Source organism: Thermaerobacter litoralis (assembly GCF_054654595.1).
On record NZ_BAAIES010000011.1, the window covers coordinates 332019 to 351672 of the forward strand.

Here is a 19654-nt window from a genome sequence, read left to right on the forward strand (position 1 = left end):
GACCGTCGCCGCGTCCGTCACCGGTTCGGCCGGACGCCACCATCCCGCCGGACGGGAGATGCTTCCGGAATAGCTTTTCGCACGCAGGGGTCCCTTCTCAGAGGGACGGCCACCGCGAAGACAGTGTGCCGCCAAAAATTTTCCGCTATTCCGCATCCCGCTGGACCGCCGTCTCCACGGCGTCCCCGGCGCCGGCGTGGTCATCGGCTTCGGCCGGGGTGAGGCGCACCAGTTCCCGGAGGAACCGGCGCAGGGCGGTGAGCACCTCCCGCTCGCCCAGCCCGTCGGTGCGGAAGAAGGCCGCCGCCCGCCCCCGCACCGGCTGTAGCCGCCGGCCCAGTTGGGGGCGCAGGTTCTCGCAGGCGCGGGCCAGGGCCTCCGCCTGGGGCGCGACCGCCTCCAGGTCGATGCGGGTCCCCTGTTGCTCGATGCGGAAGACGCCGCTGCGGGCGGCCAGCTGGCGCACCTCCGCCAGGGCCAGCAGGTTGCGCACCGGCTCCGGCGGCGGGCCGTAGCGGTCCTGCAAGGCCTCCCGCACCTCGGCCAGCTCGGCGGGCGTTTCGGCCAGGTTGACCTTCTTGTAGAACTCGATCTTCTGGCGGGCGTCCCGGATGTAGGCATCGGGGATGTGGGCGTCGACCACCAGGTCGATGACGGGCTTCAAGCGGGCGGGCCGCCGCCGGCCCCGCAGCTCGGCCACCGCCTCCTCCAGCAGCTGGGTGTACAGGTCGAAGCCCACCGACAGCATGAAGCCGTGCTGCTCGGCCCCCAGCAGGTTGCCGGCGCCGCGGATCTCCAGGTCCCGCAAGGCCAGCTTGAACCCCGCCCCCAGCTCGGTGAAGTCCTTGATGGCCTGCAGGCGCTTCTGGGCGTCCTCCGTCAACACCTTGTCGCGGCGGTAGGTGAAGTAGGCGTAAGCCACCCGGTCGGAGCGGCCGACCCGGCCGCGCAGCTGGTAGAGCTGGGCCAGGCCCATGCGGTCGGCGTCCTCCACGATCAGGGTGTTGACGTTGGGGATGTCCAGGCCCGATTCGATGATGGTGGTGCACACCAGCACGTCGGCCTTGCCCTCCACGAAGTCGACCATCACCCGCTCCAGCTCCCCTTCGGCCATCTGGCCGTGGGCCACCGCAAAGCGGGCCTCGGGCAAGAGCCGCTCCAGCCGCCGCCGGACGGCGTGGATGCTCTGGACCCGGTTGTGCACATAGAAGACCTGGCCGCCCCGCCGCAGCTCCCGCTGGATGGCGTCCCGCACCAGGGACTCATGCCACTCCACCACGAAGGTCTGGACCGGGAACCGGTTCTCGGGCGGCGTGTCGATGCGGCTGAGATCGCGGATCCCCGCCAGGGCCATGTGCAGGGTGCGGGGGATCGGCGTGGCCGAGAGGGTCAGCACGTCCACGTTTTGCTTCAGCTGCTTGAGGCGCTCCTTGTGGGCGACGCCGAAGCGGTGCTCCTCGTCGATGATCAGCAGCCCCAGGTCCTTGAACCGCACGTCGGGCTGGACCAGGCGGTGGGTGCCGATGACGATGTCCACCGTGCCCTGCGCCAGGCCCGTCAGGATCTCGGCCTGCTCCGCCGGGGAGGCGAAACGGCTCAAGGTCCGGATGGTGACGGGGAAAGGCGCGAACCGCTCCTTGAAGGTGCGCTCGTGCTGGTAGGCCAGCACGGTGGTGGGCACCAGCACCGCCACCTGCTTGCCGTCCTGAACGGCCTTGAAGGCGGCCCGCATGGCCACCTCCGTCTTGCCGAAGCCCACGTCGCCCACCAGCAACCGGTCCATGGGCACGGGGCGCTCCATGTCGGCCTTGATGGCGGCGATGGCCTCCAGCTGGTCCGGCGTCTCCTGGTAGGGGAAGGCGTCTTCGAACTGGCGCTGCCAGGGCGTATCGGGGCTGAAGGCGTGGCCGCGGACCGACTGGCGCGCCGCGTAGAGGGCCAGCAACTCGCCGGCCATCTCACGGACCGACTCCTTCACCCGCTGCTTGACCTTGTTCCACTCGCCGGAACCGAGCTTGGCCAGGCGGGGCTGGTGGCCCTCGGCGCCGACGTACTTCTGAACCAGCTCGATCTGGTCCGTCGGCACGTACAGCCGGTCACCGCCGGCGTACTGCAGGGTCAGGTAGTCCCGGTGGACTCCCTGGATCTCCATGGTGCGGAGACCGAGGAAGCGGCCGATGCCATGGTGGACGTGGACCACGTAATCGCCCGGCTTGAGGTCGACCAGCCGCTCCAGCGCCTGGGTCTCGGCCCGGTCGGCGCCGGTGGTGGGGCTGCGCCGCCGCGCGACCCGGCGCCCCAGCACCTCCCGCTCCGTCAGGACGACCCAGCGCAGGGCGGGGACCTCGAAACCCTCGCTCAGGCTGGCCGGAGCCACCAGCACCTCGCCGGCGCCGGGCAAGGTGAGCCCGTCCACCTGGCGAGCGGCGACCTCCCCCTCCCGCAACGCCCCGTGCAGCCGGCTGGCCCGGTCGCCGTCCCCCGCCACCAGGAGGACCCGGTACTGCTGGCGTTGCCAGGTCCGGACCTCCTCCTCGAACAGGTCCCACTGGCCGTGGAACATGGGGGCCGGCCGGGCCGTCACGCCGTAGACCTGGCGCGGCTCGGGCCCTTGCCCCGGCGTGCGGGCCAGCAGCGACAGGTAGAGGACGGGCCGGGTGGCCAGGGCCCGCCAGAGGGCCGGTTCGTCCAGGTACAGGGCGGCCTGGGCCGGCAGGATCTCCCCCCGGGCCAGCAGGTCGGCCTGGCGCTCCTGCCACTGGCGTTCCCGGTCGGCGACGGCCTCTTCCAGGGAGCGGGGCTCGACCCAGACGGCCAGGGCGGGACCCGGCGCGTAGTCCAGCAGGGTGGCCATCTCGGGTTCGAAGAAGGGCAGGTAGTGCTCCGCCAGGTCGATGGGGCGCTCCGCCTCCAGCCGGGCCAGGTCCTGCTCCAGCCGCTCCAGCAGCTGCCGGGCGGTGCCACCCCGCCGGTGCCGGGTCTGCTCCCGCAGGGTCTCCAGCTCCTCCGCCAGGGCGGCCAGGCCCCGCTGCCAGTCGGCGTCGTCCAGCACCAGTTCCCGGGCGGGCACCAGCTCCACGTGGCGCAAGGCTTCGGTGGAGCGCTGGGTCCCCGGGTCGAACCGGCGCAGGGAGTCGATCTCGTCGCCGAAGAACTCGATCCGCACGGGATCGCCGGCAGGTGGGTAGACGTCGACGATGCCGCCGCGGACGGCCATCTCGCCGGGGCGGTCCACCTGCTCCGCCCGGCGATAGCCGGCCGCCACCAGCCGGGCCAGGAGCGCATCCCGATCCATGACCTGGCCCGGCTCCAGCTCGCAGAGGCCCCGGGCCCACCGCTCGGGATGGGGAAGGCGACGGGCCACCGCGGCGACGGGCGCCACCACCAGGCACGGGCCACGGCGGAGGCGGGCCAGGGCCTGCACCCGGAGGGCCAGCAACTCGGGGCTGGCGGCCAGGACCTCGAAGGGAAGGACCTCGACGGCCGGGAACACGGCCACCCGGTCGGCCGGCACCCAGGCCCGCAGGTCGGCGGCCAGGGCATCGGCGGCCCCCTGGTCGGCGGTGAGGACGAACAGGGTGCGCCCCGTGGCGGCCGCCAGGGCCGTCAGCAAGCTGGCCGCCGCCGGCCCGGACAGGCCGTAGACCGCCTGGGCCGGGAGTTCCCGCCGCACCCCTCCCGCCAGGGAGGGGAACTCCGGCAGCTGCTGCCACAGTCGCAAGAGATCCTCCGTGAGGTCCTGGGCTGGCAGGGTGGTCATGTCGTCCTTCCGCCTCCGCCGTCGACGGCCGGGTCACCGGGGCCAGGGCCGTCCCCGCGGTGGGCATCGCTCCCGCGGCGCCCTGCGCTTTCGGCGCCGTCCCCCGGGGTTGCCGGCGGCCAGGGGGTCGGCCCGTTGTAGCGGGACATGGCCCGGTCCAGCCCGGTGGACAGCACCGCCAGGACCGCCTCCGCCGCCCGCTGCACGGCGGCCGCCATCAAGGCCTGTTCCTCCGCGGTGAAGGGGGCCAGCACGTATTCGGCGGCGTCGACGCCCGCCGGCGGCCGCCCGATGCCCACCCGGAGCCGCGGGAAGTCGTCGCGCCCCAGGGCCTCGATGATCGATGCCACCCCGCGGTGGCCTCCGGCCCGGCCCCCCGGCCGCAAGCGCAAATGGCCGGGCGGGAGGTCCAGGTCATCATAGACGACCAGGACCTCCGCCGGCTCGGCTCGCAGGGCGCGGCAGGCCTGTTCCACGGCCTCGCCGCTCAGGTTCATGTAGGTCTGGGGCTTGAGCAGCAGGACGGGCTGGCCGCGCCAGGCCCCCTCGGTCCAGAGGGAGCGGAAGCCCCGGCGCCAGCCGGCCGTCCGCAGCCGCCGGGCCAGGGCATCGACCACGGCAAAGCCCACGTTGTGCCGGGTGCCCTCATACTCGGGCCCCGGGTTGCCAAGCCCGACGATGATCCGGGGCACAGGCCCCGCCTCCGTCCTCGCCGTCGCCCCGGTTCCCGCCGGGCCGCCGCGGCCCGGGCACGGGTCGCGACCAGGGGTGCCGGCCCGCCCCCGGCCCCGTCCCTCCACCGGCCCGGCCAGGTCCGGGCATCAAGCCTCGTCCTTCGCCTCGGTCGCGGCGGCCGCCTCGGCCTCTTCGGCCGGGGTCTCCTCCTCGGCGCCCAGCTCCTTGGGCGGCAGCAGGACCGCCACGATCTCCTCGGGGTCGTTCAGCACCTGGACCTGGGGCGGCACCACCAGGTCCCGCACCCGCAGCTCCTCGCCCACCGGCAGCTGGCTGATGTCGGCCTCCACCGCCGGCGGGATGTGGCGCGGCAGGCATTCGATCTCCAGCTCGGCCAGCTGGTGCTGGACGATGCCCCGCTTCTCGGCCTCCTCCGTCCCCCGGAGGACGATGGGCGTGGTCGCCCGCACCGGCTCGTCCTCCCGCACCTCCAGCAGGTCCACGTGGAGCAGGTCGCCCCGGGCGGGGTGCCACTGGAGCTCCTTGACCATGGCGCTGACGGAGCGGGACTGGCCGTCCGTCGCCAGTTCCACCGTCAACACGCCCCGGGCCCGGCCCGACGCCAGCAGCCGGTGGAACTCCCGGGCATCCAGCCGGATGGGAAAGTTGCCGCTGGGTCCGTACAGGACCGCCGGGATGCCGCCCTCGCGGCGCACCCGCCGCGGGTGGCCGGGCTCCCGGGGAACCGCACGCAACACGGCTTGCACCAGGACATCCCTCCCGACCCTTGCGATTGGCGAGCGGCCACAAGCCGGCGCTAGTTTAGCCCTCCGGCGCCGGCGGTGTCAAAGGGCGCCCGCCCGCCCCGCGGCCGGGGAGACCCCCGGCCCGCGGCGGGATCCACGGGCCGCTGCAGGCCGCCGGACGAACCGGATCCGGCGGTCCCGAGGGAGACAAGGGTTCACGTGAAGAGCCGGCTGACGGACAGGTCCTCGTGGATGCGGACGATGGCCTCGCCCAGGATGGGGGCCACCGACAGCACCTTGACCCGGGCCTTCTCCGCCCCGGGCGGCAGGGGGATCGTGTCCGTCACCACGATCTCTTCGATGGGCGCCTCCGCCAGCTTTTGCAAGGCGTTGCCGGAAAATACGGCGTGGGTGCAACAGGCGTAGACGGCCCGGGCGCCCAGGGCGATCAGGGCCTCGGCGCCGTGGCGGATGGTCCCCCCGGAGTCGATGATGTCGTCGATCATGATGGCGGTGCGCCCTTCCACCTCGCCCACCACCGACATCACCTCGGCCACCCCGGGTTCCGGGCGGCGCTTGTCGATGATGGCGATGGGCACCCCCAGCCGGTCGGCCAGTTCCCGGGCGCGGCTGACGCCGCCGTGATCGGGGGAGACGACCACCGGCTTGTCCAGGCGCTTGCGGGCGAAGTAGTCGGCCAGCAGCGGCACGGCCGTCAGGTGGTCCACGGGGACGTCGAAGAACCCCTGGATCTGACCGGCGTGCAGGTCCATGGTGACGACCCGGTCGGCCCCCGCCACCGTCAGCAGGTTGGCGACCAGCTTCGCCGTGATGGGCTCGCGGGGCCGGGTCTTGCGATCCTGGCGGGCATAGCCGTAAAAGGGCACGACGGCGTTGACCCGCCAGGCCGACGCCCGCTTCAGCGCATCGAGCAGCACCAGGAGCTCCATCAGGGTGTCGTTGGGCGGGTGGCAGGTGGGCTGGATGACGAACACGTCGGCCCCGCGCACGCTCTCGTTGACCGACACCCGCACCTCGCCGTTGGCGAACCGGCCCAGCTCCAGATCCCCCAGGGGAACGCCGATGTGCTGGGCGATGGCCCGGGCCAGCGCCGGATTGGCGCTGCCGGAGAAGAGTTTCAGCCGCCCGCTATCGTACGCCATCGCCGTTCCTCCCTCGGACCCGCTGGCGCCAGCGGGCCGCCCATCCTTCTTTGTTGACCTGGCGTTCCCGGGCGATGGCCAGGGCGTCGGCCGGCACGTCCTGATTGATGGTCGAACCGGCGGCGACGTAGGCCCCGCGCCCCACCCGCACCGGAGCCACCAGGTTCGCGTTGCAGCCGATGAAGGCCCCGTCCTCGATGACGGTCGGGTGCTTGCGGGCGCCGTCGTAGTTCACCGTGACCGTGCCCGCGCCGATGTTGACCCCCGCGCCGACCCGGGCGTCGCCCAGGTAGGAGTGGTGGTTGACCTTGGTCCCTTCGCCGACCTCCGCGTTCTTCAACTCGGCGAAGTTGCCGATGTGGACGCCGGGGGCGATCCGGCAGCCCGGGCGCAGGTGGCTGAAGGGCCCGACGCGGCAGCCGTCGCCCAGCTGGCTGTCCTCCACCACCGAGTACCAGACCTGCACCCCGTTGCCCAGCACGCTGCCGGTGATGTGGGCGCCGGGACCGATGCGGCATCCCTCGCCGATGCGGGAGCCGGCCGCGATCACGGTCTGGGGATAGATCACCGTGTCCCGCCCGATCTCCACGTCGTCGTCGACCCAGGCGCTGGCCGGATCGATGAAGGTGACCCCCGCCGCCATCCAGCGGCGGCGGATGCGCTGGCGCAGGATGGCCTCCGCCCGGGCCAGGGCTTCCCGGTCGTTGACCCCCTCCACCTGCTGGGGGTCGGGCGCGGTGACGGTGGCGACCGGGTACCCCTCCCGGCCCAAATGTTCCACCACGTCGACCAGATAGTACTCGCCCTGGGCGTTGGCCGGCGTCAGCCGCCGCAAGGCGGCGAACAGGGGCTCGCGCCGGTAACAGGCGATGCCGGTGTTGACCTCCCGGATGGCCCGCTCGGCCGCGGTGGCGTCGGCCTCCTCGACGATGCGCACCACCCGGCCGCCGGCATCCCGGACGATCCGGCCGTAGCCGGTGGGGTCGTCCAGCTCGACGGTGAGCAGGGTGGCGGCCGCGCCCGATTGCCGGTGGGCCTCCACCAGCTGGCGCAGCAGCGCGCCCTCCAGCAGGGGCGTGTCGCCGTAAAGCACCAGGACGTCCTGGGCGCCGGTCACGGCGGCCTCGGCCTGCAGCACGGCGTGGCCGGTGCCCAGCGGCTCCTCCTGCCGGGCGTAGACCACCCGCTCGCCCAGCAAGGCCTGCACCTGCTCGCCCTGGTGGCCGACGACGACCACCACCCGGTCGACCCCCGCCGCCTCGGCGGCCCGGACCACGTGCTCCACCATGGGCCGGCCGGCCACCGGGTGGAGGACCTTGGCCCGGTTCGACCGCATGCGCTTGCCCAGCCCCGCAGCCAGGATCACGGCGTGGAGCGGCTGATCCAACTCGGTGACCTCCCCTGGGGCACACGCCGGCACCCCGGCCGGCCTGACTGGCCGCCCGGGGTGCCGCAGCGCCCGTCGCCTTCCCTGGATTCCCCTGGCATCGCCCCGAGCTTCCCGCACCGCCGCGCCGGACGCGACGATGCGGTCACCGTCCCGGCTCCGGGGCCGGCCGCCACGGCTGCCACCGGACCACCCGGGTGCCGGTGAGGGCGTCATGCCACGGCAAGGCGCCCCTCCCGTGGCCCCGGCCCGGACGCAGCCACCAGCCGGCCCCGGCCAGGCCGGTCCCCACCACGCGGATGAGGAACCGGCCCAGCGCCCGCCGCCATCCCAGCGGCCGCCCGTCCTCCCCGACCACGCGCAACCCCAGGGCCAGCTTGCCCAGGGTCGTTCCCCAGCGCCCCTCGCCCACGGCGAAGTAGGCCGCGGCGGTGGCCACGACGGCCGCTGCGGCCAGGGCCAGGGCGGCGGGCCCGCCGGCCCAGGGTTCGGCCACCTCCAGGACCGTCAGGCCGACCAGGTTGCCCGCGGCCGCCAGCAGGACCAGGTCGATCAAGCCGGCGGCCCAGCGCAGCATCAGGGGCGCCGGCGCAGCCCGTTCCACCGATCGCAAGGCCCTCAGCCCTGAAGCTCGGTCAGGACCCGCCGGATGGCCTCCTGGTCGGGCAGCACCTTGGGATCGTCGGTCACCCAGCGGTAGCGGATGATCCCATCCTTGTCGATGACGAAGGCCGCCCGCTTGGCCACCCCGCGCAGGTTCATCAGCTCATCGTAGTACACGTCGTATGCCCGGGATACTTCCTTGTTGAAGTCGGAGAGCAGGGGGAAGTCGAACTTCTGCTGCTCGGCCCAAGCCCGCAGGGTGAAGGGGCTGTCCACGCTGATCCCCAGCACCTGGGCGTCCAGGCCGCTGAACTGCTCGTTGTAGGTGTCGCGCAGGGCGCACATCTCCTGGGTGCAGACGGAGCTGAAGGCGAAGGGGAAGAAGTACAACACCACGTTCTTCTTGCCGCGGAACTGCCCCAGGGAGATGGTCTCCTCCGGACCGGTCGCCGGCAGCCGGAAATCCGGGGCCTTGTCCCCCACCTGTGCCGCCATGGTCATCCCTCCTGTTGGGCTGGCGGGGCGCTGCCGCCCTCGCTACCGGCGCCGCCGGGGGTGGCCCGGCGCGCCGGGCACCGCAGCGCCCCAATCCTCGTGTATCAGATTCAGGATGCCCGGGTAAAGGGTCAAGCCGTACGCAGTGCACGGCCGGGGACGGGGGCCTGGATGAGCCGCCTTCCGCCGGCCCGGGGCGACGGGGACGGGCCCTGAACCCCTGGGTCTCCAGCACGGCGCGGGGGCCGGCCCGGGACCTTCGGGTCCCGCCGGCCCCCGCGCCTCCACCGGCTCCCCCCTCCGGCGGGCGAGCCGGCGCCGGGATGCCAGGGCCACCGGATCCCGCCGCCTAGCCCGCCTGCCCCGCCGCCACACCGCCCACCTGCTGCCGGTAGGCGGCCAGGACCGCCTCCTGGATCCGGTCCCGGGCGTCGGCGGTGATGGGGTGGGCGATGTCGAAGTACTCGCCGCTGGCCGCCCGCTTGGACGGGAAGGCCACGAACATGCGCCCCTCCGCCCCCTCGACGACCTTGAGCTCGTGGACGACGAACTGCCCCCCGAACACCACCGAGGCGAAGGCCCGCATGCGGCCCGCGCCCTTGACCGGCCGGATGCGCACCTCGGAGATCTCCACGGCGTCACCCCCCTTCTGGGAAGGGGGATTCGCCGCTGCGTAGACAAATCCTTCCATCACAAACCTATTTCTGGAACAGCCCGCCTGCTCGCGGGGTGGCCGGCCCGGCCGGCTCCCCGGCCCTGCCCGGCTCGGCGTCCAGGCCGTGGACCGTATAACCGTGGCGCCCCAGGGCCCGGCGAATCTCGTCCACGTGCCCGGCATCCCGGGTCTCGATGATCAGCTCCACCTCGGTCTCGCCCAGGGCCACCTCGTGGCGCAGCCGGTCGTGGTAGACGGCCAGGATGTTGCCGCCACAGTCGGCGATCACCTTGAGCAGGGCCTGCAGCGACCCGGGGCGATCGGCGACCAGGGTGCGGAGGCGGATCAAGCGGCCGTCCTCCAAAAGACCCCGCTCGATGATCCGCGCCAGCAGGTTGACGTCGATGTTCCCGCCGCTGATGACCACCGCCACGCGCCCCGCGCCCGGCACCTTGCCGTACAGCAGGGCGGCCAGGGCCGCCGCCCCCGCGCCCTCGGCCACCAGCTTGGCCCGCTCCAGCAAGAGCAGGATGGCCCGCGCGATCTCCTCCTCGCTGACGGTGACCATGGCGTCGACGAAGCGGCGGATCAGGTGAAACGTCATCTCCCGCGGCGTCTTGACCGCCAGCCCGTCGGCGATGGTCCGGGCCCGATCCACCGGTTCCAGGCGCCCCGTGACGAAGGCCCGGGCCAGGGCCGGCGCCTCCTGGGGCTGCACCCCCACCACCCGCACGCCGGGCTTGAGGGCCTTCAGGGCGATGGCGATGCCGGCGATGAGCCCACCGCCGCCCACCGGCACCACCACCGTGTCCACGTCGGGCAGGTCCTCCAGAATCTCCAGGCCCACGGTGCCCTGCCCCGCCACCACCAGCGGGTCGTCGAAGGCGTGGATGAAGGTCAGGCCGCGTTCGTCCGCCAGGCGGCAGGCCATGTCGTAGGCCCCGTCGTACCCGTCGCCGTGGAGGACCACCTCGGCGCCGTAGCCCCGGGTGGCCACCACCTTGGTCGTGGGCGCCGTCTCGGGCATGACGACGGTCACCGGGATGCCCAGCCGGGCCCCCGCCAGGGCCACGCCCTGGGCGTGGTTGCCCGCCGAGGCGCAGATCACCCCCCGCCGCCGGGCCGCCGCATCCAGCCGCGCCAGCCGGTTGAACGCCCCGCGGACCTTGAAGGAACCGGTCTTCTGCAGGTTCTCCAGCTTGAGGAACACGTCGGCCCCCGCCAGCTCGGAGAAGGCCGCCGAGCCCAGCAGGGGCGTGCGATGGACGAACCCGGCGATGGTGGCCGCCGCCTCCCGGATGGCGGCCAGGTCGACGGCCGTGCCGCCGGCCGGTGCCGCGCCGCGTTCCTCCGTCGCCTCCGGACCCCGTTCCGTCATGCCGGTACGCCTCCCGTCGCCCATGGTGCCTTTGGGGTTCCCGGCCCCGGTGGATCCCCCCGGCCGGGCCCTGGTTGCGGCGGCGTCACCCCGGCCGGCCGCAGGCCCCCTGAACCGGGTCCAGCCGGAAAGCGGGGCCACCCCGGCCCCTCAACGGCCCAGGCTCGGCCGCACCCGCACCTGGCGCCGCACCGTGTCGACGCCCTCCAGGACCGCCACGGCGAAGTAATCCTCCACCAGCTTACGGGCCGGCTCCGCGGTGGCGATCATCACCCCCAGGCCCACCACCCGCGCGCCGACCTCCCGCATCAAGTCCATCATGCCGCGGGCGGTCCCGCCGCCTTTCATGAAGTCGTCGACGAGAAGGACCCGGGCCCCCTGGGGCACCGCCCGCCGCGGCACAGACATGGTGGCGATGCGCTGGGACGACCCGGACACGTAGGTGATGCTGACCGACGGCCCCTCCGTCACCCGGCTGTCCCGGCGGAGGAGGACCAGCGGCCGTCCCAGGGCCCGGGCGGTCATCAGCCCCAGGGGGATGCCCTTGGTCTCCACCGTGGCCACCAGGTCCGGCTCGTTGCCGCGGAAGCGGGTGGCGAACAGCGCCCCCAGGCGCTCGGCCCAGACGGGCGAGAAGAGCAGGTCCGTCATGTAGACGAACCCGCCCGGCAGGATCCGCTGGGGGTCGCGCAGCTGGGCGGCCAGTTCCTCCGCCAGTTGCCAGGCGGCCGCCTCGGTGACCCGCGGTTCGTAGGTGACGCCGCCCGCCACGCCCGGATAGGTGCGAATGGTGCCCAGGCCTTCCTGATCCAGGACGGCCTTCACCAGGGAAAGGTCGTCGCTGATGGTCGACTTGGCCGTGGCGAACCGCTCCGCGAACTGGCTGAGGGACCACAGATGCCCCGGCCGGTCCGCCAGCAGCTTGACCAGGGCGGCGATCCGCTCGCTGCGCTTGAGCTTAGCCACGGCCCGGCCCTCCTCCCGGCCGCCCCGCCGGCGGGGACTCGGCGGCGCCCGTCCCTTCCGCCCCGCCTCCGCCCGCTCCACCGGTTCCCCCACCGCCGGCGGACGAACCGGCCCCCTGCCGCAACCGGGCCTCTGCCTGGCGGTAGTCGGCCGCCTTGTCCACATCCATGGCCAGCTCGGGGTCCGCCACCTCCACCGCATGGGCCCGCAGGCCGGCCAGGCGCCCCAGGCGCCGCTCCAGCTCCGCCACGGTGGCCTGCCGCGCCAGGACCCGCATCAACACGACCGGGCCGAACATCATCGCCAGTTTCCAGGGATGTTTGCGGGCGGCGTATAGGGCTTCCGCCCACTGGAGCGCCCTGGGCGCGGCGGCCAGCCGCAGGTAGAGGGCGTTGCCCCCGGTGAACTCGCCGTCCCGCAGCCGCACGTAGGTCCGGACGGCGCCGGGGAACCGCTCCTCCATCCGCTCCCGCCGGGCGATGGGATACCCCACGTCGGCCCCGGCGGGGATGGCCTGGAGGAATCGCTCCAGCATGGCACCGTCGATCAGGGGCACGTCGCCCGTCACCAGCACCACCCCGCCCGCCCCGGGCAGGGCGGCCTGCAGGCCCGCCAGGCCCTGGCGCACGCTGCCCAGCAGGTCGTCGCCGGGTTCCACCACGCCGAGACGGCCCGCCGCCCGCGCCTGGGCCAGCTCGGCGTCGGCCCCGCAGGGGTCGGGGCCAACCAGCACCACATGGTCCAGGGATGGCGCGGCCAGGCAGGCCGAGGCCACCCAGGCCACCATGGGCCGGCCGGCCAGGGGGATCAGCGCCTCCCACGCGGCCCCGTGCACCTCCTGCAAGGCCCCGGTGTTGCGACGCCCTGCCAGGATCACCGCCCCCAACTCACCGTCCACGCAGCTTCCACCTCACCCGCTGCCGTCACCGGCTTGCCCTGCCGGCCGGTGCCGCGCCATCCTCCGGGCCGTGCCATGAACCGGCCCCGTCCAGCCCCTACCCGAAGCCATCCGTGGCCCGGTCCGGCTACAAGGTCCGCACCATGCGGGCGGCGGGGTAGGCGGCGCGCAACCGCCCCCATGCCCGCCGGGCCGCCTCCTCATCGGGGAAGATCCCCCAAACCACGGGCCCGCTCCCGCTCATCCGGGCCACCACGGCGCCCTCCCGCCGCAACGCCGCCAGGGCCGCCGTCACCTGGGGGACCGCCGTCGCCACCACGGGCTCGAAATCGTTCCAGGCCAGGCGGGCCAGGGCCGCCAGGTCCCGCTGGGCCACCGCCCGGGCCACGGCCTGGCCGCTGCCCGCCTCCTCGCCGCCGGCGCCGTCGGCCTCCGGTTCGGGCACCCCCCGGCCGCCACCCCCACCGGCGATCCCGCCGGCGGCCCGGCGCCGGTCCCATTCGCCGTACGCCCAGGCCGTGGACACCGCCTGGGGCAGGGGCACCAGCACCAGGGGCAATCCGGGCCATGGCGGCAAGGGTTCGATCCGCTCCCCCTTGCCCCGCACCCGGGCGGCCCGGCCGCCCAGCAGGAAGGGGATGTCGGCGCCCAGGTCCTGCGCCAGCCGGCGCAGGGTCGCGCCGTCCACGTCGACCCGCCAGAGGCGGCGCAGGCCGCGGAGGACGGCGGCGGCGTCGGCACTGCCGCCGCCCAGACCGGCGCCGGCCGCCACCCGCTTCGTCAAGCGGATGGCCACGCCGGCCCGCACCGCAAAGGCTTCCTGCAGGAGCCGGGCCGCCTGCCAGGCCAGGTTGTCGGGACCGGACGGGACGGAGCCCGGCAGGCCGGGAAACCCGCCGCCCGCACCGGGAGGGCCGACCCCTTCCACCTCCACCTCCAGGTGGATCGCCCCGTCGGGCCGCCAGCGCAGCTCCAAATCGTCCCCCCAGCTGATGCGGTGCATGATGGAGTCGATCTCATGATAGCCGTCGGGGCGGCGGTGGCCGATGCGCAGGTGCAGGTTGACCTTGGCGTAGGCGCGCACCCGCACCACGGGCCCTTCCGGCCGGGATGACCCCTGCTGCAATCCGCGGCTCCCTCCCCGCTTGCTGCGCCGTCCCGGCCGGGCGGGCGCCGGCCGGGCAAGGGGGTCTTGCCGGGACCGGCGGCCCGGCCGGGCCGCACCGGTCCGCTGCGGCGGGATGGCAAACCCTTGAGCACTTCGTCTTCGAGCCCGCGGCTCCTTTCCGGCCGTGGCTGGAGCCGGCCCCCACCCGGCCCGCCCCCTGTCCTTGCCGCCCCGGGGGCGGTCTGCCGCCGCGGCAACGCGGTGTGGCAACGCGGCGGCCGGTGGGGTCCGGCGCGTCCCCGGGGTGCCGGCCAGGGGCCCGGGCGAAGGGGGTAAGCCGGGGCAGAGGGTTGGGCCAGGGCGGTGGGGCAACGAGCGGCCGCGGGCGAAAGACGGCGGAGGGCCAAAGAAAAGAGCACCGCGCCTGCGGTGCTCGCACCCCCTGCGCCTTCCCGGTCCCACCGGCCCGACGGGCGCCGCCTCGGCGGCCGGGCCCGCCGGCCTCAGCTGGCCGATGAGGCCGAGAAGTTCAGCTTCTTCCGCTCCTTGCCGTTGTAGACGCTGACCTCCACCATGGCGGTCAGCAGGTCGGCATAGGTGTACGACAGCCTGCGGTTCTGGTACTCCTCGTCCAGCTTGATGACGAACAGGTTGGGATAGGTCTTCTCCAGGGTGCCTTCCCGTTCGACGATGCGGCGGCGACCCTTGTTGGCGCGGATTCGGACCCGCTTGCCCACGTAGTTCTCCAGGTCCCGCCGGATCTCGGCCAGGACGTTCCGCGACTCGCCCACAGGAACACCCCTTTTGCCCCGCAAGCTCAAGGCCATTATACCCCAGAATTCCCGGCGAGTCAAAAGCGGTAGTCTACCAGAGGGCTTTTTCGAGTGTCAAGCGAGAATTGTCGGGAGCGATGCCGCGGCCTGCGGCCGGCGCCCACCGTGGCGCCCCCGTCCCGCGGCGGGGCCGTGGCGCCCGGCCGCCATTCACCCCGCCATGAACCGGTCGTGCCGCGCCCGTCCGGCGGCGCGGCACGACCCCTGGCATCCGCGGTCACTTGGTGTAACGATCGGCCACGGAGGAGGCGGCGTAGGACTCGGGCTTGATCTTGGCATCGAAGCCGCTGCCGACGACCATGCCGACGATCTCCCGGATCAGGTCCCGCGTCTCCCCCTGGACGCCCACATCCAGGTGGATCTCCACGTTCGGCAGCCGGCCGCCCATGGCCGCCAGCCGCTCGGCCAGGCGGGTGGCCAGCGACAGGCTCAGGCTCGCCTCGTAGAAGATCTTCTGCCGCAGGCTGGTGATCTTCCGCTGCTTGCGCGCCTGGTAGAAGTACCGGGCGCCCTTCCCCAGCCGGTGGATGACGACGGCCGTGACGAACTGGGTCTGCTGCCGGACCTGCGAATCGGTGCCGACGATCAGCTTGTACTGGGCCTCGGGTTCGGCACGGATGTAGTCCAGGATCTCGGCGCAGAGGCCGTCGAAGGAGAGGGCACCGCGGGTTGGACTGATGAAGGGTGTCTGCACGGCCATTCCCCCCGGCCGGAGGCCCGTAGCGCAGCCCTTGTCGCACCCCGGCAAGGACGCCCGCCGAAACCTTCGCCATTCATTATATCCAACTATGCGCCACCGTCGGGCTCCGGCCGCCCCGCCGGGCCGAACAACTGATTGGTCAACCGCGCAAACCCTTCCAGATCCACCTCTTCCGGCCGGGCGTCGGGGTCGAGGCCGGCCGCCCGGCAGGCCGCCTCCGCCTGCCGCCGGTCCACCGCCGGGTGGGCCGACAGGGCGTTGGCCAGGCGCTTGCGGCGCTGGCCGAAGGCGGCTCGGACCAGCTGGAAGAGGGCGGCGGGGTCCGCCACCTCCACCGGCGGCTGCGGGTGGGGCCAGAGCCGCACCACCGCCGAGTCCACCTCCGGGCGCGGCCAGAAGGCCCCCGCCGGCACCGTCCCCAGCCGCTCCACCCGGGCGTGGTAGGCGACGAAAACCGTCAGGGCGCCGTAGGCGGGGGTGCCCGGCGCCGCCGCCAGCCGGTCGACCACCTCGGCCTGGAGGGTGAGGACGGCTCGCTCCCAGCGAACCGGCGCTCCCAGCCACCGGACCAGGAAGGGCGAGGTGATGGCGTAGGGCAGGTTGCTCGCCAGCTTCACGGGCGGGCCGGCCGGCACCAGCGCCGCCAGGTCCACCTGGAGGATGTCGCCCTCGATCAGCTCCAGGTTCGGCACATCGCCCAGCCGCTCGCGCAGGGCGGCCGCCAGCCGCCGGTCCACCTCCACCGCCCGCACCCGGCCCGCCCGCCGCACCAGCCGCTCCGTCAGGGCCCCCAGACCGGGGCCCACCTCGATGACCACGTCCGCCGGAGCAGGGTCCACCGCCGCGACGATCCGCTCCGCCCAGTGGTCGTCGACCAGGAAGTTCTGGCCCAGCCGGCGGCTGGGCCGCACCCCGAACCGCTCCAGCCAACGGCGCAGCTCCGCCCGGTGGGTCACAGGGCCCCGCGCCTCGGAAGAACCGGCCACCCCGCCGCGCCTCCTTGCCCGCTCGCCTGACCTAGCCCTCCGCCTCACCCACCGGGGGCAGCCGGAACAACCGCACGGCATTGGCCGTGGTGCGGGCCGCCAGCTCGGCCAGCGCCATCCCGCGCTCGGCGGCGATGCGCTCGGCCACCAGGCGCACCCAGGCCGGCTCGTTGCGCCGCCCCCGGTACGGATGGGGGGCGAGGAAGGGGGCGTCGGTCTCCACCAGCAACCGGTCCAGGGGGACCGTCCGGGCGACCGCCCGGGCCGCCTCCCCGTTCTTGAAGGTCACCGGCCCGTCCAACCCGACGAACCAGCTGGCCTCCGTCCAGCGCCACGCCCACTCAGGGCCGGCGCTGAAGCAGTGGAGGACCCCCTCCACCCGCGGGACGTCCGGTGACGCCAGCAGCGCCCACAGGTCTTCCACCGCGTCCCGCTGGTGGATGATCACCGGCAGCCCCAGTTCCGCCGCCAGCTCCAGCTGGGCGCGGAAGGCCCGCTTCTGTGCCTCTTCCCCTGCCCGCCCGCGATGGTAGTCGAGGCCGATCTCCCCGATGGCGACCACCCGCGGGTGGCCCGCCAGCCGGCGCAGCTCGGCCAGGGCAGCGGGCGTGGACTCCCCGGCGCTGTGGGGATGAATCCCCACCGCCGCGTAGACCCCTGCATAGCGCTCGGCCAGGGCGACGGCACGCCGCGAGCTGGCCAGGTCGATGCCGATGGTGATCATGGCCGCCACCCCGGCGGCGCGGGCCGCCTCCACCACCCGGTCCCGGTCCCCGTCATAATCGGGGAAATCCAGATGACAGTGGGTGTCGACCAGCACCACCGCCGCCCCGCCGTCCTCGGTCCGGGGGGCGGCGGACGCCGTCCCGGCCGGCGCGGCCTCCGGCGAGCCCCTCACCGGATCCGGCTCCCTTCGGCGATGGGCCGGTCGGTGGTGAGCAGGGCCAGCCCCTCTCCGTCCTCGGCGGCCAGCACCATGCCCTGGGACTCCACGCCCCGGATCACCGCGGGCTTGAGGTTCGCCACGACGACGATGGTCTTCCCCACCAGCTCCTCCGGCCGGTAGTGGGCGGCGATGCCGGCCACGATCTGCCGCCGCTCGCCCCCCAGGTCGACCTCCAGGCGCAGCAGCCGGTCGGCCCGCGGATGCTTCTCGGCATGGACGACCCGGGCCGTGCGCAACTGGACGCGCCCGAACTCCTCGATGGTGATCACCGGCGCCGCGGCGTCGCCGCCCGCCGCCGGGGCCTGGGCGGTGGGCCCGGGCTGAGGTGCCTGCGCGACCTGGGCAGCAGGGCCGGACGGGGGCGCCGCCGGAGCCTGGGCGGCCGGGCCGGCCGGCGGCGCCTCCGGGGCCGGTTCGTCCAGCTCGATGCGCGGGAACAGGGGCTGGTCCCGGACCACCCGGGTGCCGCCGGGCAACTGGCCCCACTCCAGGCCCTGCTGCCACGAGGCCGGCCGGTAATCGCTGCCCAGGCCCAGCTGGTGCCACAGGCGCGCCGGCGTCTCCACCAGGAAGGGCGAGAGCAGCACGCCCACCACCCGGGCCGTTTCCGCCACGTCGTAGAGGACGGCCTCCAGCCGCTCCTGACGGCCCTCGCGGCGCAGGGCCCAGGGGGCCTGTTCGTCGATGTACTTGTTGGCCCGGCCGATCAGGTCCCAGATGGCCTGCAGGGCCGCCGGCAGGTCGAACCGGTCCAGGGCCTGTTCCACCCGGGCCACCGTCTCCCGCGCGGCGGCCGCCAGGATGCCGTCGCTGGCATCGCCCGGCGGCGCAGGGATGTGCCCGTCGAGGAAGCGCTGGATCATCCCCGTGGTCCGCCAGGCCAGGTTGCCCAGGTCGTTGGCCAGGTCGGTGTTGAGCCGGCGGACCAGGGCGTCCTCGCTGTAGGCCCCGTCGTCGCCGAAGGGGACCTCCCGCAAGAGGAAGTAGCGCACGGGGTCCACCCCGTACTTGTCGATCAGCTGCACGGGGTCGATCACCTGGCCGCCGGCCCGCGACTTGCCGATCTTGCCGCCGTCGATCAAGAGCCAGCCGTGGCCGTACACGCAGCGGGGCAGCGGCTCGCCCAGGGCCATCAGCAGGGCCGGCCAGATGATGGCGTGGAAGCGCAGGATGTCCTTGCCGATCAGGTGCAGGTCGGCGGGCCAGAACCGCCGGTAGAGCTCCCCGTCGGGCCAGCCCAGGGCCGTGATATAGTTGGCCAGGGCGTCGATCCACACGTAGATCACGTGATCCGGGTCGAAGGGCACGGGGATGCCCCAGCGGAAGGAGGTGCGGGACACCGACAGGTCCTGCAGGCCCTGGCGGATGAAGGACACCACCTCGTTGCGCCGGCTGGGCGGCTGGATGAACTCCGGATGCCGCTCGATGTGCTCGAGCAGCGGCTGGGCGTACTTGGACAGGCGGAAGAAGTAGCTCTCCTCCTGCAGCCGCTCCACCGGCGCCTCATGGACCGGACAGCGCTGCCCGTCCAGCAGCTCCGCCTCGGTGTAGTACGCCTCGCAGGCCGTGCAGTAAAGGCCCTCGTAGACGCCCTTGTAGATGTCGCCCTGGTCATAGAGCTGCTGGAAGATCTGCTGGACCCGGGCCTCGTGCCGCGGCTCCGTGGTGCGGATGAAGTCGTCGTAGCTGATGTGCAGCCGCTGCCACAGCTGCCGGGTCGCCGCCACGATGGGGTCGATGTACTCCAGCGGCTCCTTCCCGGCCTTGCGCGCCGCCCGCTCGATCTTCTGGCCGTGCTCGTCGGTCCCGGTGAGGAACCAGGTGTCGTCCCCGCGCAGTCGGTGATAACGGGCCAGCGCGTCGGCCGCCACCGTGGTGTAGGTGTGGCCGATGTGCAGCCGGTCGTTGGGATAATAGATCGGCGTGGTGATGTAGAACCGGCCTGGCGACGGGGCCGCCTCGGGCCGCCCTTCCGCGGACGAACCTGCCACTGTGGACACCTCCTTCACGAAATGAAAAAGCCCCACGCCCGGCAAGGGCGAGGGACTCTCGCGGTACCACCCTGCTTCGCCCGCCCCTTGCGGGTGCGGGCCTCGACTCCCACCTGCCGCCCATCTGAGGGTCCGGCGCGAACCCCGACGGACGAACCGGCCGGCGGCCCGGGCCAAGGCGGGCGCGCTGCGGCCTGGGTTCGGCAAGGCGGGCGCGTCGCGCCCCGGAGGTCGTCGGGACCGGCGGCGGGAGCGGGCACGGCCGCCCTCCGTCGGGCCCGGCCGGTGCTCCGGCAGGGGGCCGGTGGGGCCGCCCGGTGGGCGCCCCGCGAACGCCGGGGCCACGGCGCCCCCCGGCGGCGGG

General features: G+C 73.6%; 17 protein-coding genes. All 17 read right to left on the reverse strand.

Annotation, left to right across the window (positions count from 1 at the left end):
• Positions 1-145 precede the first annotated feature (145 nt).
• Positions 146-3760 carry a transcription-repair coupling factor gene (mfd, locus tag ACYQ02_RS12120; protein ID WP_460040662.1) on the reverse strand — a complete coding sequence of 1205 codons (3615 nt, stop codon included), beginning with the start codon at positions 3758-3760 and terminating at the stop codon, positions 146-148.
• On the reverse strand, positions 3757-4452 hold the full coding sequence (gene pth / locus ACYQ02_RS12125; RefSeq protein WP_460040663.1) for an aminoacyl-tRNA hydrolase: 696 nt from the start codon (positions 4450-4452) through the stop codon (positions 3757-3759). Before pth ends, mfd begins: the two co-directional genes overlap by 4 nt.
• A 129-nt stretch (positions 4453-4581) precedes the next feature.
• The gene (locus ACYQ02_RS12130) at positions 4582-5202 is read right to left on the reverse strand and encodes a 50S ribosomal protein L25 (RefSeq protein WP_460040664.1); all 621 of its coding nucleotides are present in this window, start codon (positions 5200-5202) and stop codon (positions 4582-4584) included.
• Positions 5203-5396: 194 nt separating this feature from the next.
• Positions 5397-6344, reverse strand: coding sequence for a ribose-phosphate diphosphokinase (locus ACYQ02_RS12135; RefSeq protein WP_460040665.1), 948 nt, complete (start codon positions 6342-6344; stop codon positions 5397-5399).
• Positions 6331-7731 carry a bifunctional UDP-N-acetylglucosamine diphosphorylase/glucosamine-1-phosphate N-acetyltransferase GlmU gene (gene glmU, locus ACYQ02_RS12140; protein WP_460040666.1) on the reverse strand — a complete coding sequence of 467 codons (1401 nt, stop codon included), beginning with the start codon at positions 7729-7731 and terminating at the stop codon, positions 6331-6333. The genes ACYQ02_RS12135 and glmU overlap by 14 nt, the downstream gene beginning before the upstream one ends.
• A gap of 145 nt (positions 7732-7876) precedes the next feature.
• Positions 7877-8335 carry an RDD family protein gene (locus tag ACYQ02_RS12145; protein WP_460040667.1) on the reverse strand — a complete coding sequence of 153 codons (459 nt, stop codon included), beginning with the start codon at positions 8333-8335 and terminating at the stop codon, positions 7877-7879.
• A gap of 14 nt (positions 8336-8349) precedes the next feature.
• Positions 8350-8829, reverse strand: coding sequence for a peroxiredoxin (locus ACYQ02_RS12150; RefSeq protein ID WP_460040668.1), 480 nt, complete (start codon positions 8827-8829; stop codon positions 8350-8352).
• A gap of 349 nt (positions 8830-9178) precedes the next feature.
• Complete coding sequence (locus ACYQ02_RS12155) at positions 9179-9463, reverse strand: SpoVG family protein (RefSeq protein ID WP_460040669.1); 285 nt, start codon at positions 9461-9463, stop codon at positions 9179-9181.
• A gap of 64 nt (positions 9464-9527) precedes the next feature.
• The gene (ilvA, locus tag ACYQ02_RS12160) at positions 9528-10862 is read right to left on the reverse strand and encodes a threonine ammonia-lyase (protein ID WP_460040670.1); all 1335 of its coding nucleotides are present in this window, start codon (positions 10860-10862) and stop codon (positions 9528-9530) included.
• 150 nt (positions 10863-11012) lie between these two features.
• Positions 11013-11828, reverse strand: coding sequence for a pur operon repressor (gene purR, locus ACYQ02_RS12165; protein ID WP_460040671.1), 816 nt, complete (start codon positions 11826-11828; stop codon positions 11013-11015).
• Positions 11821-12726: an NTP transferase domain-containing protein gene (locus ACYQ02_RS12170; protein ID WP_460040672.1), complete on the reverse strand. Its 906-nt coding sequence runs from the start codon at positions 12724-12726 to the stop codon at positions 11821-11823. Before ACYQ02_RS12170 ends, purR begins: the two co-directional genes overlap by 8 nt.
• A gap of 127 nt (positions 12727-12853) precedes the next feature.
• Positions 12854-13852: a 4-(cytidine 5'-diphospho)-2-C-methyl-D-erythritol kinase gene (locus ACYQ02_RS12175; protein ID WP_460040673.1), complete on the reverse strand. Its 999-nt coding sequence runs from the start codon at positions 13850-13852 to the stop codon at positions 12854-12856.
• Positions 13853-14337: 485 nt separating this feature from the next.
• The gene (locus ACYQ02_RS12180) at positions 14338-14625 is read right to left on the reverse strand and encodes a Veg family protein (protein ID WP_460040674.1); all 288 of its coding nucleotides are present in this window, start codon (positions 14623-14625) and stop codon (positions 14338-14340) included.
• 259 nt (positions 14626-14884) lie between these two features.
• Positions 14885-15361 carry a ribonuclease H-like YkuK family protein gene (locus ACYQ02_RS12185; RefSeq protein ID WP_460040675.1) on the reverse strand — a complete coding sequence of 159 codons (477 nt, stop codon included), beginning with the start codon at positions 15359-15361 and terminating at the stop codon, positions 14885-14887.
• Between the two features lie 92 nt (positions 15362-15453).
• On the reverse strand, positions 15454-16353 hold the full coding sequence (gene rsmA, locus ACYQ02_RS12190) for a 16S rRNA (adenine(1518)-N(6)/adenine(1519)-N(6))-dimethyltransferase RsmA (RefSeq protein ID WP_460040676.1): 900 nt from the start codon (positions 16351-16353) through the stop codon (positions 15454-15456).
• Between the two features lie 31 nt (positions 16354-16384).
• A complete protein-coding gene (locus ACYQ02_RS12195) occupies positions 16385-17251 on the reverse strand; it encodes a TatD family hydrolase (protein ID WP_460040677.1) in 867 nt (288 codons plus the stop codon).
• Entirely contained in the window at positions 17248-19290 is a 2043-nt protein-coding gene (metG, locus tag ACYQ02_RS12200; RefSeq protein WP_460040678.1) for a methionine--tRNA ligase, read from the reverse strand. Before metG ends, ACYQ02_RS12195 begins: the two co-directional genes overlap by 4 nt.
• Positions 19291-19654: the final 364 nt, after the last annotated feature.